24 protein-coding genes are annotated in these 26,811 nt (G+C 39.7%); 14 read left to right on the plus strand and 10 right to left on the minus strand.

Annotation, left to right across the window (positions count from 1 at the left end; translation table 11 throughout):
• Positions 1-1,190: 1,190 nt before the first annotated feature.
• The 3 genes from VB733_RS06670 (at position 1,191) to VB733_RS06680 (ending at position 3,227) form a co-directional block, all read left to right on the plus strand.
• A complete protein-coding gene (locus VB733_RS06670) occupies positions 1,191-1,646 on the plus strand; it encodes a phycobilisome linker polypeptide (RefSeq protein ID WP_323339307.1) in 456 nt (151 codons plus the stop codon).
• A 628-nt stretch (positions 1,647-2,274) separates the two neighbouring features.
• Positions 2,275-2,670 (plus strand): CpcT/CpeT family chromophore lyase, encoded by a 396-nt coding sequence (locus VB733_RS06675; protein WP_323339308.1) that lies wholly within the window; start codon positions 2,275-2,277, stop codon positions 2,668-2,670.
• A complete protein-coding gene (locus tag VB733_RS06680; RefSeq protein ID WP_323339309.1) occupies positions 2,664-3,227 on the plus strand; it encodes a hypothetical protein in 564 nt (187 codons plus the stop codon). Before VB733_RS06675 ends, VB733_RS06680 begins: the two co-directional genes overlap by 7 nt.
• 309 nt (positions 3,228-3,536) lie before the next feature.
• Here VB733_RS06680 and VB733_RS06685 read toward each other — a convergent pair whose 3' ends face one another.
• Both VB733_RS06685 and VB733_RS06690 read right to left on the minus strand, forming a co-directional pair.
• A complete protein-coding gene (locus VB733_RS06685; RefSeq protein ID WP_323339435.1) occupies positions 3,537-4,898 on the minus strand; it encodes an FAD-binding oxidoreductase in 1,362 nt (453 codons plus the stop codon).
• Positions 4,899-5,348: 450 nt separating this feature from the next.
• Positions 5,349-5,819, minus strand: coding sequence for a tetratricopeptide repeat protein (locus VB733_RS06690; protein ID WP_323339310.1), 471 nt, complete (start codon positions 5,817-5,819; stop codon positions 5,349-5,351).
• A gap of 318 nt (positions 5,820-6,137) precedes the next feature.
• Here VB733_RS06690 and VB733_RS06695 point away from each other — a divergent pair, with 318 nt between their 5' ends.
• From VB733_RS06695 to upp, 3 genes are all read left to right on the plus strand, one after another.
• Positions 6,138-7,397, plus strand: a complete 1,260-nt coding sequence (locus tag VB733_RS06695) for a GTP cyclohydrolase II (RefSeq protein ID WP_323339311.1) — start codon at positions 6,138-6,140, stop codon at positions 7,395-7,397.
• A gap of 168 nt (positions 7,398-7,565) precedes the next feature.
• Entirely contained in the window at positions 7,566-8,852 is a 1,287-nt protein-coding gene (locus tag VB733_RS06700) for a URC4/urg3 family protein (protein WP_323339312.1), read from the plus strand.
• A gap of 234 nt (positions 8,853-9,086) precedes the next feature.
• On the plus strand, positions 9,087-9,722 hold the full coding sequence (gene upp, locus VB733_RS06705; RefSeq protein WP_323339313.1) for a uracil phosphoribosyltransferase: 636 nt from the start codon (positions 9,087-9,089) through the stop codon (positions 9,720-9,722).
• Positions 9,723-9,773: 51 nt separating this feature from the next.
• Here the strand turns inward: upp and VB733_RS06710 are convergent, their stop codons facing one another.
• Both VB733_RS06710 and VB733_RS06715 read right to left on the minus strand, forming a co-directional pair.
• Positions 9,774-10,772, minus strand: a complete 999-nt coding sequence (locus VB733_RS06710; protein ID WP_416336297.1) for a YgfZ/GcvT domain-containing protein — start codon at positions 10,770-10,772, stop codon at positions 9,774-9,776.
• A 68-nt stretch (positions 10,773-10,840) separates the two neighbouring features.
• Entirely contained in the window at positions 10,841-11,689 is an 849-nt protein-coding gene (locus VB733_RS06715) for an alpha/beta hydrolase (RefSeq protein WP_323339314.1), read from the minus strand.
• 150 nt (positions 11,690-11,839) lie between these two features.
• Here VB733_RS06715 and VB733_RS06720 point away from each other — a divergent pair, with 150 nt between their 5' ends.
• Positions 11,840-12,622, plus strand: coding sequence for an SDR family NAD(P)-dependent oxidoreductase (locus VB733_RS06720; RefSeq protein ID WP_323339315.1), 783 nt, complete (start codon positions 11,840-11,842; stop codon positions 12,620-12,622).
• Positions 12,623-12,660: 38 nt separating this feature from the next.
• Positions 12,661-13,701 (plus strand): tRNA dihydrouridine(20/20a) synthase DusA, encoded by a 1,041-nt coding sequence (gene dusA, locus VB733_RS06725; RefSeq protein WP_323339316.1) that lies wholly within the window; start codon positions 12,661-12,663, stop codon positions 13,699-13,701.
• A gap of 111 nt (positions 13,702-13,812) precedes the next feature.
• Here dusA and VB733_RS06730 read toward each other — a convergent pair whose 3' ends face one another.
• A complete protein-coding gene (locus VB733_RS06730) occupies positions 13,813-14,232 on the minus strand; it encodes a YbjN domain-containing protein (RefSeq protein ID WP_323339317.1) in 420 nt (139 codons plus the stop codon).
• A gap of 83 nt (positions 14,233-14,315) precedes the next feature.
• Here VB733_RS06730 and VB733_RS06735 point away from each other — a divergent pair, with 83 nt between their 5' ends.
• Entirely contained in the window at positions 14,316-14,780 is a 465-nt protein-coding gene (locus tag VB733_RS06735; protein ID WP_416336298.1) for an EVE domain-containing protein, read from the plus strand.
• Between the two features lie 271 nt (positions 14,781-15,051).
• Here the strand turns inward: VB733_RS06735 and VB733_RS06740 are convergent, their stop codons facing one another.
• Positions 15,052-16,701 (minus strand): alpha/beta hydrolase, encoded by a 1,650-nt coding sequence (locus VB733_RS06740; RefSeq protein ID WP_323339319.1) that lies wholly within the window; start codon positions 16,699-16,701, stop codon positions 15,052-15,054.
• 116 nt (positions 16,702-16,817) lie between these two features.
• Complete coding sequence (locus VB733_RS06745; RefSeq protein WP_323339320.1) at positions 16,818-16,940, minus strand: hypothetical protein; 123 nt, start codon at positions 16,938-16,940, stop codon at positions 16,818-16,820.
• 201 nt (positions 16,941-17,141) lie between these two features.
• On the opposite strand from VB733_RS06745, the gene clpB reads away from it, so the two are divergent.
• Positions 17,142-19,760: an ATP-dependent chaperone ClpB gene (gene clpB, locus VB733_RS06750; RefSeq protein WP_323339321.1), complete on the plus strand. Its 2,619-nt coding sequence runs from the start codon at positions 17,142-17,144 to the stop codon at positions 19,758-19,760.
• Between the two features lie 716 nt (positions 19,761-20,476).
• A complete protein-coding gene (locus tag VB733_RS06755; RefSeq protein WP_323339322.1) occupies positions 20,477-21,205 on the plus strand; it encodes a hypothetical protein in 729 nt (242 codons plus the stop codon).
• Between the two features lie 92 nt (positions 21,206-21,297).
• Here the strand turns inward: VB733_RS06755 and VB733_RS06760 are convergent, their stop codons facing one another.
• Both VB733_RS06760 and VB733_RS06765 read right to left on the minus strand, forming a co-directional pair.
• Complete coding sequence (locus VB733_RS06760) at positions 21,298-22,386, minus strand: tetratricopeptide repeat protein (RefSeq protein ID WP_323339323.1); 1,089 nt, start codon at positions 22,384-22,386, stop codon at positions 21,298-21,300.
• A gap of 88 nt (positions 22,387-22,474) precedes the next feature.
• The gene (locus VB733_RS06765; RefSeq protein WP_323339324.1) at positions 22,475-23,107 is read right to left on the minus strand and encodes a sigma-70 family RNA polymerase sigma factor; all 633 of its coding nucleotides are present in this window, start codon (positions 23,105-23,107) and stop codon (positions 22,475-22,477) included.
• A gap of 211 nt (positions 23,108-23,318) precedes the next feature.
• On the opposite strand from VB733_RS06765, the gene VB733_RS06770 reads away from it, so the two are divergent.
• The 3 genes from VB733_RS06770 to VB733_RS06780 all read left to right on the plus strand — a co-directional run bounded on the left by VB733_RS06770 (position 23,319) and on the right by VB733_RS06780 (position 25,954).
• On the plus strand, positions 23,319-23,915 hold the full coding sequence (locus tag VB733_RS06770) for a glyoxalase-like domain protein (protein ID WP_096615386.1): 597 nt from the start codon (positions 23,319-23,321) through the stop codon (positions 23,913-23,915).
• Between the two features lie 447 nt (positions 23,916-24,362).
• The gene (locus tag VB733_RS06775; RefSeq protein ID WP_323339325.1) at positions 24,363-25,172 is read left to right on the plus strand and encodes a DUF2993 domain-containing protein; all 810 of its coding nucleotides are present in this window, start codon (positions 24,363-24,365) and stop codon (positions 25,170-25,172) included.
• A 179-nt stretch (positions 25,173-25,351) separates the two neighbouring features.
• A complete protein-coding gene (locus tag VB733_RS06780; RefSeq protein ID WP_323339326.1) occupies positions 25,352-25,954 on the plus strand; it encodes a GerMN domain-containing protein in 603 nt (200 codons plus the stop codon).
• Positions 25,955-26,011: 57 nt separating this feature from the next.
• Here the strand turns inward: VB733_RS06780 and VB733_RS06785 are convergent, their stop codons facing one another.
• Complete coding sequence (locus VB733_RS06785; RefSeq protein WP_323339327.1) at positions 26,012-26,356, minus strand: metalloregulator ArsR/SmtB family transcription factor; 345 nt, start codon at positions 26,354-26,356, stop codon at positions 26,012-26,014.
• Between the last annotated feature and the right edge of the window lie 455 nt (positions 26,357-26,811).

Genomic DNA, 26,811 nt, shown 5'->3' on the forward strand with positions numbered 1-26,811 from the left:
CCCATCTCCCCATCTCCCCATCTCCCCATCTCCCCATCTCCGCGTCTCTTTGAACACTTCACAACTTCCCATAACATAAATTAATATTCACAATTTGTAATAAATATCTCTCCAGAAGCATACGAGAATTAATAATATGGAGATGGTAAACAAGCAAAAAATCACAACGACCGAGCTTGTGGGTTTTTTGGTTTTCGCAGATATTACGGACAATTAACTCTTTGTTATTTTTTTTAATTTATCTTAACATCTATCCATAAACTTTCTCAGGTAATATTTTTGTTAATTGGGAAAGATTCTTCAATGGCTTTTGCTTCAGTATCACGATTAGGAGTTGCTTTATTTGAGGAAATATTGATGAAATATTGAGGATGCAGCTGCTGTTGGACTTGTCACCAGGTTGCTCCAAAAAGAGATACAAATCAGAAATTACTGGGTAATGGCAGAATGATGTTCAAGTCGTAATTCAATATTACGGAGATTGAAAACATCAAGTAGCGAGTGGGTAATTGGTAATACTAGTGAAGCACATAAAACTAGTAATTAATACCCAATATCTAAAATATTTATTAACCACTAGTTGCCCACACTTAACTAAGTAACAAGCTTAAATATCACTTTTAATCAGTTGATTTTTAAATTGACAAAAGTAACTAGCACATTGTCATTAAAATCACAAATTTCTGTGATAGACAAATACGCGATCGCTTGGGAGATATTGAGTACAATGTTAGTTAAGTAGCTAGGTTTAATTAAATATCAAACCCCAAGAGTAATTTAGTATGCCCCCTCTTGATTAGTTTTAATTTTCACCATGTACTTACCAGCAAAGAGGGCAACAAATCCAAAATATTCAGCGTATTAGGAGGAAAATTATCAGCGTTGCTGAAATTAATTAATGTTTTGCGTTGAGTTAACTGCTGACAAAATTGAGTATTAATTTGATTGTTAACGAGATTGTGAACATTTGCTTCACAATTCAATGACTAGTCAAATAAGCAGCTTATACTGTTACGCGCAAATAGAATCATATTACGTACAAATCAAATCTTCATGAAATTAGAATCAAGAAATTCAGCCAAGATTCTAATTGACGGGACAACTGCTGTGCTATGTCAAATTTTTCTGCGATCGCTCAGTCAGAGTACGTAATATTAATGACAGTAATTATTCCTTGGGAGGCAATTTAGATGTACGGTATAGCAAGTGACTACAACAGTCGTACAGTGTTGGTGGAAGTGACGGGTGCTTCACACAAACAGGCGCGAAATAGCAGCTACACGCTTAAAGTTCCTTTAAATCGGTTGTCTCAAACTATGCAACGTATTGCCAGGACAGGGGGAAAAATAGTCAATGTCATCATGCCTTCATTGGAAGTTACAGAAATAAATCCAAAGGTAGAAACCCCAGTACATTCACAACTTTTAGAAGTTGAAGTTTCCCACTCAGAATCAAGTTCTGAAGTCCCAACAACAGAGGAAGTGGCGACAGTACAGACAGCACAACCAGAAATAGAGAAAACAGAAGCGAAGAAGCCAGAAGCGAAAAAAGCAGAAGCCCAAAACAAGAGTTCTCAAAGTTTGGCAAAAAAATTGAGTGAGAAACTACCAAAAACGAGTAAACGTGCCAAAAAAACTCGCAGTTAATTGTATTACTCGATTTGATTTGGTTTGCTCGAACAGTTCCGTTATAACTTTTATTTTCAGCTTCTGAGACTAAGTTAAATATGGGCATGAGTTCGAGCGAAATATTCATTTCCGAGTCAAACAAGTAAAATCTATAGATTGGGAAAACAAAATACTTAAATCTGACGAATAGATTTAGTCTGAGCAAATATAAATTCAAAAACACAGGATTGTAGAATTTTAAGCTACTGTTTCAAAACAGTTTTGTAATGAATATTACCGAATTCTTTGAACTTTCATTTGGAAGATGGCGATCGCAAAATAGTTGACATCACCTTGCTTTAGCTTCTTTGGCATCATAAATTCGCTCTCCTTCTCATATTTAATGCTCTCTCATCTGAGAATTTTGAATAGTTGAGAATCCAAAATTTACAATCCAGAATTTCCGATGAATAAGTGCATTTACTCCGTTATTTTTGAGTAGTAAGTTCAAAAAAGATAGATTATCTACAAGAAAATAACTTTTTACGGTTATTCGCAATTATTGAATATTAAGAAGCATTAATTCTCACCCCTGACTTCTACCTCTATTTAGGCTAAAACATTATAGGAAGAACATATTTTTTGCTTTCTCCTCTAAAGGGATAACATGACTATATCGTTCAATAATCATGGAACAAACACAAACACTAGTGATTTAATTGTCCTCACACAATGGATGGCTGGAGATTGTAGCAATCAAAAGCAAGCATTTGTAAATCCCACACAATATGCTCACATCCATATCTTTTCTCGTCTATTACCATTTGAATTTTCTTCAGGAATTGGTTTTTATTCCTGTCTAATTCCCCGTAATGGTTGTCAGACACATTTCGTCAGTGAATTGCAATTGACTGAAAATACTTGGAGTAGCCTTAGTAAAGGCATGGATATCGAAACTCACGAACAGGTTTACTGTTCGACTGCTGAACCTTTATTTTTTGAAAAGAAACAAAGCTTTGCGGACGAAATATCTGTAAGTAATGTGGGTGAAACACTATGTTAATCCAAGTTAAATCAAATGAAATTGTATTTCATGAAATTCCATCTGATGAAATTAAATCTCATGAAATTAAATCTGATGAAATTAAATCTCATGAAATTAAATCTCATGAAATTAAATCTGATGAAATTAAATCTCATGAAATTCCATCTGATGAAATCAAATCTGATGAAATCAAATCCGATGAAATCAAATCCGATGAAATTAAATCTGATGAAATTACATCTGATGAAATTACATCTAGTCAAATCAAAATGCTACCTCCACAGGCTGAAAAAAAGATGCGCTGTTGGATTCGTACCCGGCATTTAATTTGTTCTGGTCATTTCTTTATTCTGGAAACAGTTGAATATACAACAATTGAGCGATTCGCTGAATGTGTCAAATCTTTAGGAGGTACTTTAATATCGGTTGAACCGATTAATAAAATTTGGATGGGGGCAAACCGTAAAGTGATTTTGTATCAAGCAAAAGCTAGTTTACATACTCCTCATCACACGTTAAAACAATACTGGATTAAATACGGTGGTTTCTATACACGATTTGATGAGCGTTGTTAATGATTAAATAGTTTGATAAATCGCTAATAAATAATAGCTGATTATTGTTTTTATTTACTGAATAAAATTGAATGATTTGTTATTATTTATTAGCCCAGTTCAATTTGATTATATTTTGTCATTATTTTAGATATAAGCTTTGCTTAATTCAATACATAATCAATAAATAATATTGGTAAATGCCATCGATACAACGCAATATTTGATTCAAACACCAAAATATCTAAAGATTTGCAAGATATAATTTGCAAGATATAAAATGGGAATTTTTGATTTTTTCTTATTTTTTTCAATTAAATTATAGTTAATCTACCCTTCAGCAAAAGCTACAGATAAAAACTTACTTTTCCCTGGATTCATTAAACCATAAGGGTCTACCATTTCTTTAAATTTTAAATGTTCTGGAGCAATAACTCGCTTCCAACCGTCTTCAATGAAGTAACTATGAGGATTAGCAATAAATACCCCCTTCTCTTCGTGATAGCGAATAATTTCATTTAGACGCTCCTCAGAAGTATATCTGACTAACTGTAATGCCGGATTCGCAATTTTACCACCAGCACGAATAAACTCCAAATGCATCATCACTTCATCACCAAAATGATGATACATATGCTCAATTGTTTGCAGATTATCAGTAGGAAATATACTTTGTAGATAGGTGATAGAAGAGTCTACAGTTCTCGCATGTAAAGTTGTATGATTCCAAGTATATTCTGCTAAATGGCTACCTTTTAAAGCTTCCTGGGCTGATTTCTGATATGTAATTTGTCCTTGATATTCCTGGATTAAGTTCGGCAAAAATTCTAAACTCGGTTCTGCAATAATTAATAATGCAGCGTGTTTATCTTCAGGAATGTATTGGCGTAAACCAGTAAAATATTGGGGAATTGGCTGGGCAAAAACACCAATTTCTTTTTTAATCATGCCATCAGATAAAGCCAATGCTTGCCCAAATTTTGCCGCTTGCATAAACTCATCAAAAGTGACAATGAGTTCAGCCCAAGGATATGCAGGTGCGAGGGGAATTTCTATTTCTGTAATAATGCCATTAATACCCCATGCGTGGTTAGCTTTTTGCACTTCGTCTCCCCGTAATTCGATAATACGGGGTTCATCTTCGAGGGTGACAATTTGCAACGCGATGAGATTTCCCCTTTCTCCCATTAACCCATAATTAATCGAACCGATTCCCCCACTACCTCCAGCTATAAATCCACCTATTGATGCTGTACGGTAAGTAGAAGGAGCCATTCGCATTTCCCAGCCAATCTCATGGGCTTTTTTGTCGAGTGCAGCAAGTTTCACTCCGGCTTCAACTCTGGCAATTCCTGGTTTTACCCAGCAGATATTGTGCATTTTGCTCATGTCTAAAATTACGCCACCATACAGAGGCACACATTGCCCATAATTGCCTGTACCTGAACCTCGCGAAGTGATGGGTATTTTGTACTTAGCACAGGCTGCTGCTACTTTTAATACTTCGCTTTGATTCGCTGGACGAATGACAATATCTCCAACTTTACCTGCTAATTTGGCGGTGAGGATGGGGCTGAAGGTATGGTAGTCTTGGGATAATTTGCTAACTTGAGATATATCAGTAATAATTTCGATGTCTGCGAGCGAGGAGACTAAAGCCTCGATGTTAAATCTTTTTGGTGTATTCACTATAATTTTGCCCCTGCTGTGCTGCCGATAATACCTAATATTTTGGCAGAGTTATGAATAAAAGAATCATTAATTTTCATTTTTAATGACGCTTTCATGCTGCTTACTTAGAAGCGGAGCGCAACGTATTGACTGCATAGGGAAATCAATTGCATTCAATCCATTTACTTTAGGTAGATAATTATAGTCTTGGTAGATGCCTGTAGTTACAGCTTCATAAAATTCCCCATGTTGGGCTGACGCGAGCCAATTCGTTCCAAAGGTTTTTATCTAAATTTTTTCCCGATACTGGCTCTGAAGATTGATTTTGTTGCCCACAAGCTGCAATCATAGCTGCTTGTTAAAAACACCGAACCATACTGAAGAAAATATCGGTGCTTGATACTATTAATTGCTGTGACATACTTGTTACATACTTTTTATTTATACCCGTGGAGGTTCTGAATTTTAGCCCTAACTCAAGCGCATCGTACATTCTAAAATCAATTTTTGATTTACCAGAGAAAAAGGTTGAATTTCTAATGCTCGACGGAATGATTTGATTGCTTTTTCATACTCACCAGTGGCAGCATAACACAAACCCATACCATGAAGTGCGCCAAAATGTACGGGGTTTAAAGCCACTACTTTTTGACAGTCAATTAACGATTTTTGATAATTGCCAGTCGTGTAATAAAGAAATGCTCTACGATTCCAAGCTTCAGCAAAATCGGGCTGTTCACGCAGTAATTTAGTCAGTGCGGCTTCGGCTTCCGCAACTTTTCCTGCATCTAGCAGCTTTTGGCTGCGATCAATCATTTCCAAACCTTTAACTCCTTTTTGCTGGAACCAAATTCGCCATAGCTTGCGAGTCGCCTGGTCGCGAACAGATTCATCGGGATTTTTCAAATCTTCAAGTAACGAATTGATAAATAAAGAATCCATGAATTTGACAATCGCTATAGTACACTTATAATTCAATTTCGCACAAAAATCCGTAATAAAACCCTTGTTTACTTACTCTTAAATTTTCTCCTCAGAATTGCAAAGTCTAGTACGTGGTTTTTCTGTGTTCTATAATACGATCTTGCGATCGCATTGACCGATAGAGTCATAAATAATCATTCTGAATAGTTCCCCGATTAATTATCAATGATTGGTCTGGCATACTACTGTCTTGACAAAAACGCGAATAAACTATTGATAGTTGATAAATCCCAATTAACTTAAATAAACAATCAAAAAATAACTAAGCTCATGACAATGCCAAAACAAAAAAACGTTTCCAGGCATATTGTTCTTACTTCACATCCCAGTAGTTTTGGACCTAAACCTGTTCCGATCAAATGGGGGGCAGCTGACCCAATGGAAAGGGGACCCATTATTGCTACACTAACTAAGCAGACGCACCGGAATGTAATTGGTACTCATTCTGGAAGTTATGCTATTTATCGAGCGCTGGCGGTAGCAAGTGGGGCGCTGCAATCTGACCATCGAGCGGATTTGACCAACACATCACCTGTTGCCCGTATTGGACCTCATCCAAGTTGGTTTGATGCCGAGAAAATTGTTTCTCTTGACCCTTTTGGGGCGATTATTGGCGAAGCTTTCCCATCATACTATGAGCAGGGTTATGATATTCGCCCGACGATCGCCGTTACCCAAGCACATATTAATATGCCCGAACTGCAAGAAGCCGCAGCCAAGGGACGCTTGCAAATCGACGGGAAAATCATGAAACCAGGTGGTGATTTAGTTGTCACCAAAGCTGCGATCGAACCCGTGTGGTATTTACCAGGGGTCGCCAAACGCTTTAATATCTCCGAGGGTGACTTACGCCGTGCCTTGTTTGAGCAAACTGGGGGAATGTTCCCAGAGTTAGTTACTCGTTCCGATTTAGAGGTGTTCTTACCTCCTATTGGGGGTGTAACTGTATATATTATTGGCGATGTCTCCGCAATTACCGACCCTAGTAAGCCTGTGGCGGTACGTGTCCACGATGAATGTAACGGTTCTGATGTCTTTGGCTCCGATATTTGCACCTGTCGCCCCTATTTAGTTCATGGAATCGAAGTCTGCGTGCAAACGGCTCAGGAAGGTGGTGTTGGTATTATTATTTACTGCCGTAAGGAGGGGCGTGCCCTGGGGGAAGTCACCAAGTTCTTAGTGTACAACGCTCGCAAACGTCAGGAAGGTGGAGATACCGCCAATGCATATTTTGCGCGGACTGAGTGCGTTGCTGGGGTACAGGATATGCGCTTCCAAGAACTCATGCCCGATGTATTACATTGGTTAGGTGTGACGCGAATCGATCGCATGGTATCAATGAGTAATATGAAGTTCAATGCAATTACGGAATCGGGAATCGAAATTGGGGAACGGATTGCAATTCCTGAAGATTTGATTCCTCAAGATGCCCGGGTGGAAATCGAAGCAAAGAAAGCCGCAGGTTATTATACAGAGGGTGAGGTATTAGATGATACGGGTTTGTCGGAAATTAAAGGTAGGGAATTAGTGGATTAGGGGGAATGAATATTATCATGTCCGGCTGAATACTTATGATTAAGACTGACACGGAGACTTAGAGACGCGGGGACGCGGAGAAATTTCAATTGTCAGTGATTAGCCGAACACGATAGAACTTCTAGTTTCTAACTTTTGTGGGTGTCATCGATACGGGAGTAGTTAACAATGGAAATGGGAATTGCAGTCAACCCAACAGGTGAAGCAACTGCGAAATTAGTTGCTTATTTACGATCGCCTCTAGCAATTCGGGCGCGATGTCGGTTATTGTTTGAGTATGCGATCGCTGGGAAGTCGCGTTATTTCGATTGTGATTTGACACAAATAGAACATGTTGCCGACTATGTGATTGAGGTGATACGTTCGGATTACCCAGATTTGCAGATTCCTTTCCATAGTCGTTGGCGACATTTTGAAGTTGGGGGCATACCTCGTCTAGCACAACTAAATGAACAACTCGCAGGATTGTCAGCAGAAGCGAAAGCCATAGCTAAATACGATTTAGCAATCATTAGTGTGTTGCTGGATGCTGGTGCTGGAAATAATTGGTACTACCACGAACAAGATACGAATTTAGGTTTTAAACGTTCTGAAGGTTTGGCTGTTGCTAGTTTCCGCATGTTTTGTGCAGGCGCATTTTCCAACGACAAAAATCAACCTTTACGTGTCGATGCTGAAAAATTACAAAATCTCACTCACACAGAATTGAGTAACGGCTTCCAAGTCACAACCGAAAATCCCCTCGTTGGTATCGATGGCAGATTAAAATTACTACAAAAATTAGGTGAAGTTGTCGCCGCATCCCCACAATTATTTGCTGATTTTGGTGATTTGGATAAATCAGGTAAAAACAACCTTCGTCCAGGTAATCTAGTTAAATATTTAATTAACCAAACTAGTAATCATCAAATCGCCGCAGCAACGGTTTTAGAATCAGTATTATCTAATTTTAGTGAAATTTGGTCAGGCAGGCTGAAAATAGCGAATGTTAACCTGGGAGATGTGTGGTTTCATTCCCATATTCAGGAAGTAGAAAAAGATGGCTTTGTCCCATTTCATAAATTATCCCAATGGCTCACCTATTCTCTTCTCGAACCTCTAGAAGAATTAGGATTAGAAATTACAAATTTAGATGAATTAACTGGACTACCTGAATACCGTAACGGAGGTTTATGTCTAGATTTAGGATTGATTCGTCCCAAGCATCCCCATATTCTTCATCAAACTCACTCTATCGCATCGGAAATGATTGTCGAATGGCGTGCCCTCACAGTTATTCTCTTAGATGAAATTGCCAAAAATATTCGCCAAAAGCTAAAAATGGGTGACACAGAACTGCCATTAGTTAAAATTCTCCAAGGAGGCACCTGGACAGCAGGTAGAAAAATCGCCGCAGAATTACGAAATGGCGGGTTTTCTCCATTACAAATAGAAAGTGATGGTACAGTATTTTAGGTGAGAGTTATTAATAGTTGATTAATAATTAGTAATTAATTGTATTCGTGTAAAAATAAATTGAACAAGTAGTGTGGAGAGGAGTTTCCGGGGAGATGTTCTTCACGGAAAAATCCGGAGCCGGAAAGCCCACCTTTGGGAAATAGCAAGCGAGACGCTTATACTACTTATTTTTACATGCTTAATTATAAACATGTACTTACCCCATAGCGAATATTCAAACATTTAATTAATATGAGCAATCAAGTAACAGTAATTGAGCATCCATTAATCCAACATAAATTAACATTAATGCGAAAAAATGAAACCAGCACTGCAAAATTTCGCACCTTACTCAAAGAAATTAGCTTACTTTTAGCATACGAAGTCACACGAGATTTACCATTAAAAACAGAACTAATTCAGACACCTATTGCCGCCATGCAAGCCCCCGTACTGGCACCTGATAAAAAATTAGTTATAGTAGCTATTCAACGTGCCGGACAAGGTATTTTAGATGGGATGTTAGAGTTAATTCCTTCCGCACGAGTCGGACATATTGGCTTATATCGCGACCCCAAAAGCTTAATTCCTGTAGAATACTATTTTAAAGTTCCCCATGATATCGACAAACGCGATATTCTACTAGTAGACCCCATGCTGGCAACTGGAAATTCGGCGATCGCAGCTGTGGAACGACTCAAATCTACTAATCCCCAATCGATTAAATTTGTTTGTTTATTGGCAGCGCCAGAAGGGTTAGAGCATTTCTGTTCCGTACATCCCGACATTTCCGTATACACAGCTGCGATCGATGACAAACTTGATGAATTGGGCTATATCATACCAGGCTTAGGTGACGCTGGAGATAGATTGTTTGGCACCAAATAATTGATGTCTAGCTATTAACATTATTCCCCAATATTCCCCAATATTCCCCAATTAAAGTTCTGGATAATCATGGGAAACAAATGGTATTTCCACAACTTCCCCTTCACTATCACCAACTGTTACTTTTAAACCAGCACCACCAGCCTTGCTACGAATATAACCTAGTCCAAAATATCCATCGGGAGTTTCCGTAATACTAGTCAAAACACCGACTTTTTCTTCACCGGAATTAATCATATTTCCAGGTTCGACTAATGAATTTAATTTAATTCCCCAAAGATATGTTTTCACCCCTTTATATGTGTTTAATCTAGCAATTGTTTCTTGTCCGATGTAACAACCTTTATTAAAGGAAACAGTTTGCCATAAACCAACTTCCAGGGGATTATAATCATCAGTTAATTCCTGTTCAGGGATGGGACGACCTTGAGTTACCCGTAGACTTTCCCAAGCTGTTTGAGTCATTTCCAGCGCCCCCATTTCTAACAGTTTATTCCAGACTATTTCTCTATCGGTGACTGGAAAAATTAAGGTGTAGCCAGGAGATGCCAAACCACTACCAACAGCGATGCGAACTCCTTCTGCAACCCCTTTCTCTCCAGAGATGGAGTATACTTTATGACTATTTTGAGGTTGGGCAATTAATTCGCCTGCGGTTAATTTTTCGATAATTTCGTGGCTTTTAGGACCAATGAGACTAAATGTACAAGTATATTTTGTAATATCTGCAAGTTCTACTTTGTCAGCAAAAAAAATGTATTTATCCAGCCATTGCATCAGATATTCGCGACGATTTGGGGAGACGACGAGAATTACGGCATCATCGCGGACGTAGGCTGTTGCCAAGTCAATAGTTCTGGCTGTGGAAGTGACAAAAACAGTATCACAACCCTGTCCGGGTTTAAGACTTTGAAAATCATTCGTACTTTGGTTATGGAGAAAACGGAGTCGATCATCACCAGATATTTTAATCCGTCCCCAGTGAGTGCGATCGCATATGACAACGCTTTCATTAGCAGCTTTAATTGCTATTATGTCTTGTGTATTCATGTGGTATGTATTTGGGATATGTGTATTTGGATATGTATATCTTAGATATGTGTATTAGATATGTATATTTAGATATGTCTTTCTAACCAATCTGCTAAATTGTCTAAGACCTCTTTATAATTTAAATCATCTTGGATGCAATGATAACTTTCTGGATATTCTTGTAATTCTTTATCTGACAAATTTAGCTGTTGAAAAAACGCGCGACTATCTTCTGGAAAAGTCACCTTATCTCCCCCAGCAATCACCATCAAAAATGGTACATCTAACTCACTAGCATGTTCTTTTACCCAAGCCAGAGTGCGAAAAAATTCTGTAGATAAACGTGCAGTTCCCATAGTATGTCTTAATGGGTCTTGAGCATAAACCTTGACAACTTCTGGATCACGAGACGCTAGGCTTAAATCTATGCCTGTATTGAGGGAAAAACGGGGATAAATACGTGATAAAAGTTTCCCCAATAACAGCTTGATGAGTGGAACTCCAGGTTCACCTAATGCCGGAGTTAAATTAATTAGACCTTTAATTTTGGCTTGCTTTTCTATTTCACCAGCAGAATGCAATACATAATCTAGAACTATTAAACCACCTAAACTATGACCCAGTAAAAAAATTGGAATCTCTGGATTTTGACTAGCAATAAATTTGAGAAAATTACTGACATCATCACGATATTCATCCCAAGAATTAATATAACCCCGTTGACCAGATGACTTTCCATGTCCACGTAAATCAACGGAGTAAATTGCAAAATCTTTGGGTATTAATTGATGAACAATATTACCGTATAAACCACTATGCCCACCCAAACCATGTACTATGGCTAGAATTCCTCGTGGTGCATTATTTGGATGCCAAGACTGGTAGTATAAACACATACTACCATTGGTAACTATATTTCCTTCTTGATGCTGCATAAGGGTTTTCCGGTGATATAGGGTAAAAGGTAAAAGAGGAAGGAACTGTTTACATCCTTGGTGATGAAATTTTTGAGCATGGCTAACTCCTAAATTCTTATAGGAAATAATACATTAGAATTTTTGAATATAGACATAGGAAACAGAAGAATGTCATTTTTGGACGCAAATGCAAGTAAAAATCATCCTATCAATACGCTGGTGATTGGTGCTAGTCGAGGTATTGGTTTAGGCTTTGTGGAAAAACTCTTGTCAGATAGTAGAATTAACAAGGTCTATGCAACTTACCGCAAGCCGGAATCTGCATCTGGTTTATTAGCGCTTGTAGATGCTTATCCACATAAATTGACTTGTATTTTAGTTGACATCATTGATGAGATACAAATTGCTGAATGCGTCGGGAAAATACGTGCAGACACCGACAAGTTACATTTTGCGATTAATTGTGCCGGATTATTGCATGACGAGAACCTGCAACCAGAAAAAAGTCTGCGTCAAATTAATCTCGACAACTTAACCCGTTACTTTCAAATTAATAGTATTGCCAGCGTACTGTTAGCAAAGCATTTACAACCACTTTTCAAGCATAAAGAAAATAGTGTATTTGCCAGCATTTCAGCAAAAGTTGGTAGTATTGTTGATAATCAACTTGGTGGCTGGTATGGTTATCGTGCGTCCAAAACTGCATTAAATATGTTGATGCGAAATGTGTCGATTGAATATGCGAGAACCTGCCCCAAAACAATTGTCGTCACATTACATCCCGGCACAACTGATACAAATCTTTCGCGTCCATTTCAAAAAAATGTCGCACCAGAAAAATTGTTTACAGTCGAACGTACAGTCAATCAATTACTAACAGTCATTGAACAACTTGAACCAAGTGATACAGGACATTTTTTCTCATGGGATGGAAGTAAATTACCTTGGTAAATTTTCATCCTCATTCACAGTTAAATCTGACTATAAATATGAACCAAATAACTATATTAAAATCAACAAAATCGCCAACTTCAACTAGAGCAAATTACTATCCTTTAAGTATCGCCCCAATGATGGATAGAACAGACCGTCATTATCGATATTTTATGCGACAAATTACCCGCAGAACTTTACTTTATACCGAGATGGTGACTACTGCGGCAATAATGCATGGAGACAGAGAGCGTCTTTTAGGCTTCTCACCCGAAGAAAAACCGCTTGTTCTGCAAGTAGGAGGAGACAAGCCCCAAGAACTCGCAGAATGCACCAGAATTGCCGCAGAAATGGGCTATGACGAGATTAATTTGAATGTAGGTTGTCCGAGCGATCGCGTTCAGGATGGTAATTTTGGGGCGTGTTTAATGGCACAACCACAAAAAGTAGCTGATTGCGTGGCGGCAATGATTGCGACTGCAAATATTCCTGTTAGTGTCAAACATAGAATTGGAATTGATGAGCATGATAGCTACGAAGATATGTTAAATTTTGTCCGTGTAGTTTCTGAAGCTGGCTGCAAAATATTTAACGTTCATGCTCGTAAAGCTTGGTTAAAAGGATTAAGTCCGAAAGAAAATCGCGATATTCCACCTTTGCGTTACGCTGATGTACATCGTTTGAAAGTTGATTTTCCGGACTTATTTATTGAAATTAATGGTGGATTAAAAACTGTCGAACAAATCAGCGAACAATTGCAATTTGTGGATGCTGTAATGGTAGGGCGTGCTGCTTACGATAATCCCTATCTTTTTGCTGTTGCCGACTCACAATTTTACGGTGAAAATATAGCACCACTCACACGTCATCAAGCAGCTGAAGCGATGTTTCCTTATATTGATAAATGGGTTGAAAAGGGGTTGAAATTGAATAAAATTACCCGTCATATGCTGCAATTATTTGCGGGACAACCCGGAACTCGTGCTTGGAAACAGCATATTACTGAATATTCTTGTCGTCCGGGAGCCGATGCAAAAGTCGTAGCGCAAGCATTAGCCTTAGTTCCACATTCTGTAGAGGTAGGTATGATTATTTAAAGAAAAAAGACTAAAGAAAAAAGGCGATGAAATCATTACCATGAAATCAGCCTTTTTCCTGACTATTTATAGTATTAGTTGGCGATAGTTGACTAGAGTTTGCGATCGCATTTACTGCAAATATTTCCTGGTTAATTCGTTTTGCTCAAAAATATCCATATCATAGTCAACATTATCCAGGAGAATTGAAAAATTCGTGCGATTATATTCGCCTTCAAAAAATGTTTCCATAATTAAGTTTGTCTCCTCCTCGTCTTCACTAATATATGCTTTGATGAATATCAATTCAGAATTAAGTTGGTTTACATATTCCAACAAATTAATTCTTTTAACCTCTGGCTCACAGGAATATAATGTACTGATTAAGACACCCCTATCCGCCACATGTCGAACAATTAAATTTGGTTTACGTGAATGACGACATATCAGTAATTCCTCATCTTCTTGTATCTGATAGCCGTTAAATTCGAGATGGTTAGAATATTTGGCGAGAGGATGAGCAGTCGTATCGCTAATATTGATGTTTGTCATTGATTTTTTGTAAATATTTTGTCAAAGTATTTTTTAGCTTTTTTAGCTAATCTTAGTATTCCCATCTAGTCACCAATTACAACATGGTCTGTTTAAGCAATTATTGGCTGATGAAGTCAGAGCCCGATGTTTACAGTATTACCAACCTTGAAAAACAAGGTAAAACCGTTTGGGATGGCGTACGCAACTACCAAGCGCGTAACTTTATGCGACAAATGCAGCCAGGAGATTTAGTCTTTTTCTATCACTCAAATACCAATCCTCCTGGTATTGCTGGGTTAATGCGTGTCGCCGAAACAGATATTATTGATCCGACTCAATTTGACCCCAAGAGTGAATATTACGACCCCAAATCAACCCCAGATTCTCCACGATGGCAGACAGTTTTAGTTGAGTTTGTGGAGACTTTCCCTCATTTAATTTCGTTATCAATATTGAGAGAAAAGTTTAACTCAGATGAACTAATTTTATTGAGGAAAGGAAATCGCTTGTCAGTAATTCCCGTGACAGAAGATATCGCTACCCAAATTTTAAATATGAAAAATTAGAATTAAAAATGAAAATGAAAAATTAAATTCAAATAATTATCAAGTCCAGCTAACCAGCTATGATTAATTTCTCTCCGCGTCTCCCATCCCCCATAAATTTTATTATCATGATTTCAGCGAACCTGATAAGCTGTCGCGTATTTAATTTGTATATGAGACGCAGGCAAGATGCCCCGGAGTTTTCCGTGAAGAACATCTCCCCGGAAACTCCTCTCTGCACTACAGTAATTTGACGTTTTCGTCTTATACAATTTAGCTGCACATCAGCTTATCACCTCTTTCCCACAAACTCCTTAACTATATCCATCGCATCGGCAGGAATTTCTGTAACTAAAAGGATAGGGAATGCTTCAGTAGAGGAAAACTTAGCGTAATCAGGAGTGAGAAACACTTCGTAATTTTTGGCATCCGGTGTCAATTGAGCCGCAAATGCCAATATCACCGCTTTGATATACTTGCGAACATCTGCTGCTTCTGCCCCGACAATTTCCCCACCACTAATGGGAGTGTTGATTTTACCACGTTGATCGATTGTAGCACTGGGGTCTTTAACACTGAGATGGGTGGCTCCAATTATACCCACAAGCCATTTAAGCGATCGCATTTTTTCAAAGCCAACTATTTGTTCTGTCAGTGCGGGTGTTGTTTTATCCGCAGATGCCGCCAACATCAGTGTCGGAATTTCGACTTTACTTAAGCCTGTATTGCCAAATAGAAGTGATGTTGTGGGGTTAAGGGCAATAATTCGTTTGACTCTGGCATCACGCCATTGATAGTTATTTTCGGGTAATTCTTGGGCAATACATTGGATTCCTTCACCCAAACTGAAAACGGCGATATTTTCTTGACAGCGTTGTTTGAGTTGTGCGAGTTGATATTCTGCGCCACCAAGAACTAGGGCGGTACTTCCCCCAAATGAATAACCAAGGACTAATGCATTGTTAGTTGCTAATTTACCCGCCAGGGGAAAATTGGGATGGCGATTTTTGGCTGCCAGTTCGTCCAAAATAAAACTAATATCCTGGGGACGTTCGAGAAATTCTGGCGGCTTCATAATACGATTTTTACCAGCAAGCGCCGAATTCAAGTATGCTTCATTGCTACCGGGATGCTCGAAGGCAACGACTGCATACCCATGTGATGCTAAATGTTCGGCTAAATATTTGATTTCGCTACGCACAGAACCCAAGCCATGAGTAAATATAATTACAGGCTTGTCGGCATTGACATCACTCGACCAATATAAATCGACAGGTAATAATCGCTGACGTTTTTTGTCATTCAATGTCAAATTTATTACCTCAATCTGCGCTTTCCCCGGTTGCGAAGGGTCAAAAAGTAACTTTAAATCGGTTTTACGACTACTGAGACGAGGTGCGATCGCTTCCATAAAGCGCTGTGTCTGCCAAAATGCTAAGTTAAAATTACCCGCTACTTGAAAAGCTTGTTGTAAGTCAATTTCTAACTGGTTGCTGGGATAGGCAGCAATAAAAGACAAAACTGATAATCCTTGGGGTGTAGAGGAACCCAAAACTAAACCAGCACGTAATGCTTGTAAACCAGCATTATCTTTCCGCCTCACAACCTTGCTTAAGTCGCTGAGAATGGTTGTACCGATGCGAGTATTCAACAGCCGATTCACGGTGACAACACCCACAGGCATATTTGTTTGCAGCGCGGAAATTACTTGACTACGCTGCTGAGGCGAGAGTCGTTTCGTGTAAATTTCGTAACCCTGGGGAAATTTTCCAGTTTCCGCGATCGCTTGTAGTTCTGCTAATGTAATTGATTCGGAAAAAGCACCAAATCTCACCACTAACCTATCTGCTGCCTTTACTGGGGAAATTCCCCAAATTTGGATTCCGGCACATGTAGCCAAAATACCCGCAATGAACTTGATTATTTTCCGGCTTTGTCCCATGAATATTGTCACCCTGAACTGAAGTTAAGACCGCAAAAATACGTATTTCTTGCCGCAGCACCGGAATTATATAATCAGTATTCTCTTTATGTCCACTACATAACACCCATCTCCTCTTAAATCTGTCCAAGTGACGTTAAATTTAATTTTTCTGTGCGTTCCCCCATCTCCCCATCCCCCCATCTCCCCATCCCCCCATCTCCCCATCCCCCCATCCCCCCATCTCCCCATCCCCCCATCTCCGCGTCAACTTGATCGTAATTATTTCAGACGCACCTCATATTATTCTGAAATTCTGTCTTGGTAATACTACTCGAAATAGAGGGGAACACCGAACCAGTTAATTGCACGCCTCTCTTTACAATAAATATATAAAGAATAAATATTACTTATCTCCTCACAGGCAATTAAGCCTGCTGCCTCGTATCCTGGTAAAGCCTATGCAACCTACTAACCCGAACCAATTTACAGAAAAAGCCTGGGAAGCGATCGCGCATACACCCGATATTGTCAAACAATATAACCAGCAGCAAATTGAAAGCGAACACCTCATGAAGGCGCTGCTGGAACAGGATGGTTTGGCAAACAGTATTTTTACTAAACTCAGTGTGAGTGTGCCCAAGCTCCGCGATAAAACTGACCAATTTATCCAGAGACAGCCAAAAGTATCGGGAAGCAGCACTTCAGTCTACTTGGGACGCAGCCTCGATACATTATTAGACCGCGCCGAGGGCTACCGCAAAGAATTTCAGGATGAATTTATTTCAATTGAGCATTTATTACTTGCTTATGCCAAAGATGATCGATTTGGCAAAGGTATCTTTAAGGAATTTGGTGTAGACGAATCCAAACTCAAAAATACAATTAAACAAGTGCGGGGGAGCCAGAAAGTGACCGACCAAAGTCCAGAAGGTAAATATCAATCCCTGGAAAAATATGGGCGTGACCTCACTGAAGCTGCCCGTGAGGGTAAACTAGACCCAGTAATTGGACGGGATGATGAGATTCGGCGCACAATTCAAATCCTCTCGCGGCGTACCAAAAATAACCCTGTACTCATTGGTGAGCCTGGTGTTGGGAAAACTGCGATCGCTGAAGGTTTAGCACAGCGTATTGTTGCGGGTGATGTGCCCCAATCCCTCAAGGATCGTCAATTAATCGCCTTAGATATGGGTGCATTGATTGCAGGGGCAAAATTTAGAGGCGAATTTGAAGAACGCCTCAAGGCTGTGTTAAAGGAAGTTACCGAATCCAACGGCAATATTGTTCTTTTTATTGATGAAATTCATACTGTCGTTGGTGCGGGTGCCACCCAAGGTGCAATGGACGCAGGTAATTTACTCAAGCCGATGCTGGCACGGGGTGAATTGCGCTGTATTGGGGCGACAACCCTGGATGAGTACCGTAAATATATTGAGAAGGATGCAGCCCTAGAAAGACGTTTTCAACAAGTATACGTAGACCAACCCAGCGTTGAAGACACAATTTCCATTCTGCGTGGGCTCAAAGAACGTTATGAATTACACCACGGTGTCAAAATAGCCGATAATTCTTTAGTCGCAGCCGCCACATTATCTAGTCGCTATATTAGCGATCGCTTTTTACCAGACAAAGCGATCGACTTGGTAGACGAAGCTGCCGCACGCTTGAAGATGGAAATTACCTCCAAACCGGAAGAACTCGACGAAATTGATCGCAAAATTCTTCAGTTGGAGATGGAAAAGCTATCTTTGCAAAAAGAAAGTGATGCCGCATCTCGTGAACGGTTGGAACGGTTGGAAAAAGAACTGGCAGACTTGAAAGAGGAACAGCGTACTCTTTCGGCACAATGGCAATCTGAGAAAGATATCATTACCAAAATCCAGTCGGTAAAAGAAGAAATCGATCGCGTCAATTTGGAAATTCAGCAAGCCGAGCGAAATTATGACCTCAACCGTGCTGCCGAATTAAAATATGGTAAACTCACCGATTTGCATCGACGTTTGGAAGAAACCGAATCCCAACTTGCCCAAGCACAAGGTAGCGGTAAATCTTTGTTGCGGGAGGAAGTCACCGAAGCGGATATTGCTGAAGTCATCTCCAAATGGACGGGAATACCCATCAGCAAATTGGTGGAATCCGAGAAGGAAAAACTATTACACCTTGAAGACGAATTACATCACCGCGTTGTCGGACAGGATGAAGCAGTCACCGCAGTCGCCGATGCTATCCAACGTTCCCGTGCGGGACTTTCCGATCCCAATCGTCCCATTGCTAGCTTTATTTTCCTTGGTCCCACGGGCGTTGGCAAAACCGAATTAGCCAAAGCATTAGCAGCCTATATGTTCGACACGGAAGAAGCTTTGGTGCGTATCGACATGTCCGAATACATGGAAAAACATGCCGTTTCCCGCTTAATTGGCGCTCCTCCTGGATACGTCGGCTACGATGAAGGGGGACAGCTAACCGAAGCAATACGTCGTCGTCCCTACGCAGTCATTCTCTTCGACGAAATCGAAAAAGCACATCCCGATGTGTTTAATATCTTCCTGCAAATCCTTGATGATGGTCGGGTTACTGATGCTCAAGGTCACACGGTAGACTTCAAAAATACCGTAATTATCATGACTAGTAACATCGGCTCCCAATACATCCTTGATTTAGCTGGAGATGATAACCGTTACGACGAAATGCGGCATCGCGTTATGGAAGCCATGCGAAATAGCTTCCGTCCCGAATTTATCAACCGCGTAGACGAGCAAATCATCTTCCATGCATTGCAGAAGAAAGAACTTCGCAACATCATCAAATTGCAGGTGGAAAGATTGAAAGGAAGATTGGCAGACAGGAAAATGTCCCTCAAACTTGCCGATGCATCCCTTGACTTTTTAGCAGAAGTAGGATATGACCCTGTCTTTGGGGCACGTCCATTGAAGCGAGCAATTCAACGGGAATTAGAAACGCAAATCGCCAAAGCCATATTGCGTGGTGAGTTTAGCGATGGGGATACAATTTTCGTGGATGTGCAAAATGAAAGATTGTCTTTCCAACGCTTACCTGCGGAGTTGATTACCACTTAATGAAGTTGGGTTTTTACCTCACCTCACGTAAAATACCTGGGAGTTTTTCCTCCCTGCGGCTTCAGCCCAGGGAGGAAAAACGACTCGTGCAGATTTATCTGCATTCAAAAATGCTAAACTACTTGTAGCAAGTAGGAATAACCATCTACGTGATGAAACACCCTAGTAAGGTGAAATCCCTGATTTACCTCGTTCCTGAACAAGTTCAGCCCTGGGTAAACAAGCAATGGCAGGATGTTGAGCGTACCAAACTGGCATGGTGATGGACTCGGAACGCAACGAAATTTAAAAAGTAAGCGCAATTGCAGCATCTTTAAAGGTAGTTGTTTTGAGCGTCTAGGGGGATATTTGACTATCCCTTTTAAGCAAGTCTTAAAGAATCTGCCTCTCTTCAGAGGGCAGAGTGTCAAAGAAAAAGCATGATTTTTAGATATCCCTGATTTTTGAAAAAGTCGGGGATATTTTCTATAAAACTGTTTTGTCGTTATCCGAGAAAAGAAGAGAGATATCTAACGATTGAATTGCCTAATTCTTAAGACTGATGAAAAATTGCGATCGCTTCACTTCTATAGTCAGATGAAAGTGCGATCGTGAGTTGCTATCTTGATGGTATGACGCATCTTTTTTTGAAGTTTTATTGATGATCAATACTATCTCAGAATTGTAGAAAATCGAGATATGCAATTAATTAATCATCTTTTTTGGAGAATAAAAAAATGAATAAGCACATTACAAAGTCTCATCATTCAATTCAATTAGCTAGTGCAATATTTGCTGGATTGCTAATTAGTTTGCCGACAATGTTGCAGTCTGCACAAGCACAACAACAAACCGTAAACCGTCCAGGTTCAAAAATTAATCCCTGTCCCAGCATCTTTTACGAAGAACCCCACAATAATCGGGTTCCAGTTCCTCAAGGATGCCCTGCAAATGCATTTACAAATAGAATCAATAGTTCCAGTTCTCCTAGTTCTACTTACAACTCGAATACGGGAATAACTAATACTGAAATCAATCCTTCAAGTTCCCAAATTCAACAAGGGGTTGGTGGCGAAGCGCCTAATTCTAACTCTATGACTCAATCCTCCACCTCTCAAATCACAGTCGTACCTACTAACAGATACAATAATGCAGTTGCGGCAGTTAGTCCAACCAATGGGAGAGTCAGTATCTTGCTAATTAATCAAACTAACGCACCAATTATTTATCAAGCAATTGGTGATACTCAACAACGTATTTTACCAGGGCGATCGCAAATAACTCTACAAAACTTACATACACCTGCCAATGTTAATTTCTACCGTCAAGACAGAGGACTCTTAATGGCGACACCACGAAGTTCTCGCCAAGGGACTTTGCAGCTGACTCTACAAGAAACCACAGACTTCGCCATGGATAAAACCTCACTCCGCATCGAAAATAATGGGGCAGTGTACCTCAATTAGGTGTACCTAAAACTCAAATTAGGGCATAAGGGAGAATAATTATTGAGAATTATTAAGCAAGAAAACTCTCGTTCTTCTCCCCTGCCCCCGCCCTATTTCTTCATTATCTGCGTCAATTTACTGAGCAATATGACTTCTTTCTGACTATCCTCAAGGGTACGAGATAAAACGATCGCTCTTTCATAGAAATTACGGGCTGTTTTATAGTTACCCTGCCGCTCGTAAAATGCAGCGTAGGATTCAAAGGTTCGCAATTCTTCAGGGATGTTACCCAATTCCCTAGCTAACGTCAAACGCTGCGAAAGTAAATCAGATGCTCGCTCCTTCCGCCCTACCGAATTATGTGCAGCAACTAACCCATCAATAGCACGAAATTCATTCATGCGATCGCGTGTAGTTTTGGCTAATCTCAGGGCATAGCCAAATGTACCAATGGTATTTTGGTAATCCCCCACAGCTAGATATGCTTCACCTAAATTATTGTAAGTGTTGATTTCGGCTAGCGGATCATTAACGAGACGGCGATAGGTTAAAGCTGTTTCATAAAGCTTAATCGCCTTGTTGTAATCACCTAGCCTTGCCGTTGCCAAACCCAAATTGCTTAAGGATAAACCCTGAGCCTCATTGTTCTTAATTTTACTAGCTATCTCCACCGCTTCGACAAAAGTTTCTCTCGCCGCCACAGTTGCACCTTGCTGCAACAATAAGCTACCAACATTATTTAAACCAAAAACCTGCCCCCGAAAGTCTTGCGTATCTCGTGCGATCGCTAGTCTACGACGAATTGCGTCTTCGGCTTCCTTATTTCGACCTAATTGAATATAAGCCCTACCAAGTAAATCGTAGGCTAAACCCTGTGCCTTGAGGTCGCGAATCGAATGATAAAGCTCTAGCGCCGCTAATAGGGAATCAATAGCTTTTGCTGGAGTTTGCTGTTTTAACTGTTGTTCAGCAATTTTCACCAAACTATCAGCCTCATTTCTCGCATCCCGCGACACCCGTTGAGATTGTGGGTAATGCAATTGCTCAGTCACATCAGCTGCATTTGCTGCCACTGGCATCAACAAACAAGTAAAAAGAAAGATGTAAAAAGTGTAGATATGCTGATTTTGATAGCGTTGCCACATTTTCAGTGGAAACACTGGCTGTATTTGCCCTGGTAATAAATTTTTTTGTTTCATAAAAAAAATCCCCGTGAGATTTCGGGTTTCAGTAGAGGCTGGAGAATAAATACTTTTGTGACATGAAAAACACCTAAATAAAGTGTTTTTACTGAGTGCTAGCTGGAAGAATATTTTCGCCCAAATATATAGCACGTATGTCTATTGGCAATTTCTCCTCAAGCATACGATAGCCTTCCTGGAGAAAATTGGCTACATCATGTGGAGCAATTCCTTCACCTTCAGCTTGGAGGTACGCAGCAATCCTGGTTTCACTCCAATGAAAAGTTTGCGCCATTAACACCATTAACCGCAGCATTGGTGACAATTGCTCCAAAGACTGTTCCACATAGCACCACAACGGGGGCGAAGTCGCCTTTAAAGAATAATGAATTGCTTCAGTCGGTGGTAGTTCAATTTCGTTAATACAATATGCCGTCATATTAATCAGCCAATTTTGGAGTGTGAGCTTCTCGTTACCGGGCTGACTTAAATTGAGTCCAGCAAGTTCGTTATAGATATGCTTCCAAGTCAAGGCAAACAAATAATCGGCTTGTACAGGAGAGCGAGCCGAATGACGAATCAAAGTGTAAACTATAGGACTATAGCGGCAAAAAATCGCCGTGAAATACTTACCAGAATCAGGGTTAAGCTGAAATAAATTAATCAACTCCAAGTCACTGTGGTGAAATAACGACTTGACAAGGGGATGATTCGCTTCTGGGAAATGGGGAATTTGCATAAACTTGAATACAGTTAGAGTTAATCCTGTTAATATTGACTAAAAATTTAGCAGAGTCATAGTTAATCGCATATTATTTTGATGACGGTAGGATGTTGAGTCAACCGTCAAACTTGTCCATAATTGATACACTGGAAACACAGACTTATAATTTAAGTCCGATTTCATCAAAATTGTCATTGGCTCCCTTGTACAAAAATTTAATGGTTTCATGGATATAGCAGTTAGTGTGACACCGTTCCTGCTTTCGCCTTTCACTTTAGGCTCATTTTTACCTTCATTACCCTTGGATAGCCTCATGTCTACCCAGGGAGTCATGGTGATGTTGTTGGCTGCCTATGCTGGCGCTATGTGGATGTTTTTGACAAGTGCGCCCAAAGTATACACGGTAATGGTGTCGGATTTAGAAATTGCCCGGCAATTATACGAAGGATTGCTCGACTTACCAGCTGCCGAAGTTCCTTTACACTATTACTACAACTACGAGCAAACCATTGGTGCGGCAGGAATTGATCCCCTTTATATGTCCACTAGCCCCAGCTATTCGGGCAACCGCATGACAAATGCTAGCGAGGGACTTTGGTATCAATTAAAGAAAAATACCCAACTGCATGTGATTACAGGTGCAAGTTTGGGAAGTAAAAACCAACAGCGTCACGTCTGTTTTGACCATGATGCTTTAGAGTTAATTTTAATGCGGGTGGAAGTCCGGGGCTTAAAGTTTAAAATTCGCGATCGCAAACCTTTAAATTTCTTGGTTAAAGATTATGATGGGCGTGTTATCGAAATGGCAGAAGTCGCAAATTAATTGATTTTTGTGATTTGGGAAGTGTTTGTGATGGAGAAATCCAAAACATTTACTGTTGGGGTGGGAATCTCTATGTCATCAAGGCAAGAAACTCCTAACCCTATTTATTTTAATATGGCACTTTGCGATTCAATTCAGTACAGAATGTCCCTGAAAAAGCCACGGTATCAAGCCTGTTGACTTCCTCATACTGTATGTTTAGCGATGAGTATACTGTATGTTTAGCGATGAGTATGTTGACTTTTCGTTTACTTGGCACAGACTTTTAGCCAACTGGCAACTACAACAGTAATAACTATAAAAACTCAAAACCCAGACATCAGTAGCAATAATGCCAAAAATATTACAATTATTCACTCCTGAATTTTGGCAGATATTCTCAGTGATTGTGAACGGGAATTATTCAAATAATCATTAATCCTAGATTCTGCGTTCCTGTACTAGCACATGGAATTACTCACTCTAATTTTATCCGGTTTGCTAGGCTCAATTTCCCCCGTCGGACTAATTGTAGAGCAGACTGCTGAAAATGCAATTCGTTCTCAATTTGCTCAAGTCGAAAAATTACAAGTGCGTGTAGATAATGCACCGACGCATCAATTACTACAAGGAAAAGTAGATCGGGTGCGAATCGCCGGACGTTCGCTACAATTAAAGCGCCAGGACATTCGCATCGCCTTGTTGGAATTAGAAACCGACAATATTGAACTTGATACTCATACCATTGGTAAAAAACGACCGAAGTTCAAACAACCATTACAAGCGGGTTTACGGCTGGTTTTAACTGAAGCAGATGTAAATAAAGTTTTGAAATCTCCGGAATTTTTATCCCGTTTGCGAAAACTGAATGTAATTTCTACCAATCCAGCAAATAAGGACTCTAACCCCGTATACCTATTTACCAACCCTAAAGTAAAATTTTTAACCAATCAACGGGTCAATTTACAAGTAGAAATACAGGAGGAAGGTCAAAGTGAATCGGTGTCTATAAATTTAGAAACGGGACTAAACATAATTTCCGGACGCAGCTTGCAGCTCATTAAACCAGTTGCCAAAGTGAACGAAGAGGAAGTACCGACCCGGTTTTTAGATGCTATAGTAAACAACCTCAATCAACGTTTAGATTTACGCAGCTTAGAAACTGACGGCTTATTAATGCGAATTATAAAATTAAAAATGAAACCAGGTGAATTAGAAATAGGTACTTTTGTCAGAATTGAACCATCTGCAAAATTCTGGAAAACTATCAGATTTTAATTGCTGTTGGCATTCAAGCTTACCGCTCATAATTCCAGTTGGCTTGAAGATTGAGAATAAAAACAAAACTACACAAAGATATGGAAACCCTCTGACGCAGGAATGTTTGAATCGTCAGTGATTAGTCCAACGTGATACCACAGGTACATTGATTTAGCGATAAGGAAGGTCGAGTTATTATGAGAGATGAACAAAGAAATAATCGTATCTCTTCAGGTGTAATTGCGGTTGTATCTGCTGCGGTTATAGCTGTAAGTGGAGGTGTTGCTTGGTTTACTTGGAACACGATTAATAATCAAAGTCCAGTTATTGAAAATTCAGGTAATCCGAATAAAAACAATGTTGCCAACGAGCATACAGCAGAAATTTATTTGCTCAAGGATACCGGGAAAAATTTTGAATTAGTTGCTTTGCCGGTTAAAGTCGCTGCCAGCAAAAACCAACCTAATGAATTTTTACAAGCTGCATTTAGTAGTTTGTTGACAGCCAAAAATGATGGCGATACTAGCAGTGTCATCCCATCGGGAACTAAAATTTTAGGTGTAAAAGTTGAAAACGACGCTGTTCGCGTCGATTTATCAAATGAATTTACTAGTGGTGGAGGTAGCGCTTCGATGGCTGGGCGTGTGGGACAAGTTGTTTATACTGCTTCTAGCCTGAATCAAAATGCCAAGGTTTACATTAGTGTCAATGGTAAGGAACTTGATGTATTAGGTGGAGAAGGCTTGGAGTTAGAACAACCCTTAACTCGTGAAGGCTTTAAGAAGGATTATCAATTGTAATTAATGGTTAACGGGTAGTGGCTAATAGGTGATAACCAATAACTAATAACCAATACCCTACTTTGTATTCAGTATCCGAAAATTTTGGGCTTGTTGTTCAAGCCTGGTGGCAAGGCGATCGCACACTCGATTGCATAAATCAAAAATCATGTCGTCCTCAACTCGGTAATAAGCGCAAGTTCCTTCGCTGCGACGACTCAAGATACCAGCCTGCCACATTACCTTTAAATGTTTGGACACGTTTGCTTGAGAAGTCTGTGTTGCCTCCACCAATTCTTGTACACATTTTTCATCCTCCCGCAGTAGATGTAACAGCCGCAAGCGCATCGGCTCGCTCAGTAAACTGAAGTATTCAGCTACTTGTTGCATAACTTCTGGCGGTACAGGCAACATTTGCTTCATTATTGTTTTACCCGCGTTTCCCTAGATTGACATTATTTGCAATTCAAATGGTTAGCTATATAGATTCATAGCTGCTAAAACAATGGATACTTATACCATTATTTTTAGTTTGCAAGCAACCTTGGTGGGTAAGCCAGCAAACCCTTGATACCTCAAGCTGTTGATAGCTAAGGGAAATCTTTATATTTTAAATATTGCCGGTGCTAAGAAAACATCAGCGTTTAAAATAGTACCACTTTTGCTTATGTACAATCTACGCATGGGCAAAGAAGCGCGTTGGCTGATTTTATTGGCGATATTGTCAAATTCTGTTGGTTTTTCAGACCGCATATTCTTGTTAAGTGCTGTGTAAAAACAAGCTTGCGAGTCTGAAAAATTGTGATTTTGCCAGCAACATATTCCGCGCAATCAACTAAATCTTCTGGTTTGATCACATACTAACTTAATTAATCTCT

Origin of the sequence: Calothrix sp. UHCC 0171 (assembly GCF_034931845.1) — a bacterium.
In the GTDB taxonomy this organism is placed as follows: domain Bacteria; phylum Cyanobacteriota; class Cyanobacteriia; order Cyanobacteriales; family Nostocaceae; genus Brunnivagina.

Bases quoted from the DNA above. Each gene is read 5' to 3' on its own strand.
- VB733_RS06755 (WP_323339322.1), top strand. From the start codon at position 20,477: ATGAATAAGCACATTACAAAGTCTCATCATTCAATTCAATTAGCTAGT.
- clpB (WP_323339321.1), top strand. From the start codon at position 17,142: ATGCAACCTACTAACCCGAACCAATTTACAGAAAAAGCCTGGGAAGCG.
- VB733_RS06720 (WP_323339315.1), top strand. From the start codon at position 11,840: ATGTCATTTTTGGACGCAAATGCAAGTAAAAATCATCCTATCAATACG.
- VB733_RS06780 (WP_323339326.1), top strand. From the start codon at position 25,352: ATGAGAGATGAACAAAGAAATAATCGTATCTCTTCAGGTGTAATTGCG.
- VB733_RS06765 (WP_323339324.1), bottom strand. From the start codon at position 23,107: ATGCAAATTCCCCATTTCCCAGAAGCGAATCATCCCCTTGTCAAGTCG.
- VB733_RS06745 (WP_323339320.1), bottom strand. From the start codon at position 16,940: ATGGGGGGATGGGGAGATGGGGGGATGGGGGGATGGGGAGATGGGGGG.
- VB733_RS06670 (WP_323339307.1), top strand. From the start codon at position 1,191: ATGTACGGTATAGCAAGTGACTACAACAGTCGTACAGTGTTGGTGGAA.
- upp (WP_323339313.1), top strand. From the start codon at position 9,087: ATGAGCAATCAAGTAACAGTAATTGAGCATCCATTAATCCAACATAAA.
- VB733_RS06770 (WP_096615386.1), top strand. From the start codon at position 23,319: ATGGATATAGCAGTTAGTGTGACACCGTTCCTGCTTTCGCCTTTCACT.
- VB733_RS06675 (WP_323339308.1), top strand. From the start codon at position 2,275: ATGACTATATCGTTCAATAATCATGGAACAAACACAAACACTAGTGAT.
- VB733_RS06760 (WP_323339323.1), bottom strand. From the start codon at position 22,386: ATGAAACAAAAAAATTTATTACCAGGGCAAATACAGCCAGTGTTTCCA.
- VB733_RS06700 (WP_323339312.1), top strand. From the start codon at position 7,566: ATGGAAATGGGAATTGCAGTCAACCCAACAGGTGAAGCAACTGCGAAA.
- VB733_RS06730 (WP_323339317.1), bottom strand. From the start codon at position 14,232: ATGACAAACATCAATATTAGCGATACGACTGCTCATCCTCTCGCCAAA.
- VB733_RS06740 (WP_323339319.1), bottom strand. From the start codon at position 16,701: ATGGGACAAAGCCGGAAAATAATCAAGTTCATTGCGGGTATTTTGGCT.
- VB733_RS06690 (WP_323339310.1), bottom strand. From the start codon at position 5,819: ATGGATTCTTTATTTATCAATTCGTTACTTGAAGATTTGAAAAATCCC.
- VB733_RS06735 (WP_416336298.1), top strand. From the start codon at position 14,316: ATGGTCTGTTTAAGCAATTATTGGCTGATGAAGTCAGAGCCCGATGTT.
- VB733_RS06695 (WP_323339311.1), top strand. From the start codon at position 6,138: ATGCCAAAACAAAAAAACGTTTCCAGGCATATTGTTCTTACTTCACAT.
- VB733_RS06710 (WP_416336297.1), bottom strand. From the start codon at position 10,772: ATGAATACACAAGACATAATAGCAATTAAAGCTGCTAATGAAAGCGTT.
- VB733_RS06785 (WP_323339327.1), bottom strand. From the start codon at position 26,356: ATGAAGCAAATGTTGCCTGTACCGCCAGAAGTTATGCAACAAGTAGCT.
- VB733_RS06680 (WP_323339309.1), top strand. From the start codon at position 2,664: ATGTTAATCCAAGTTAAATCAAATGAAATTGTATTTCATGAAATTCCA.
- dusA (WP_323339316.1), top strand. From the start codon at position 12,661: ATGAACCAAATAACTATATTAAAATCAACAAAATCGCCAACTTCAACT.
- VB733_RS06775 (WP_323339325.1), top strand. From the start codon at position 24,363: ATGGAATTACTCACTCTAATTTTATCCGGTTTGCTAGGCTCAATTTCC.
- VB733_RS06715 (WP_323339314.1), bottom strand. From the start codon at position 11,689: ATGCAGCATCAAGAAGGAAATATAGTTACCAATGGTAGTATGTGTTTA.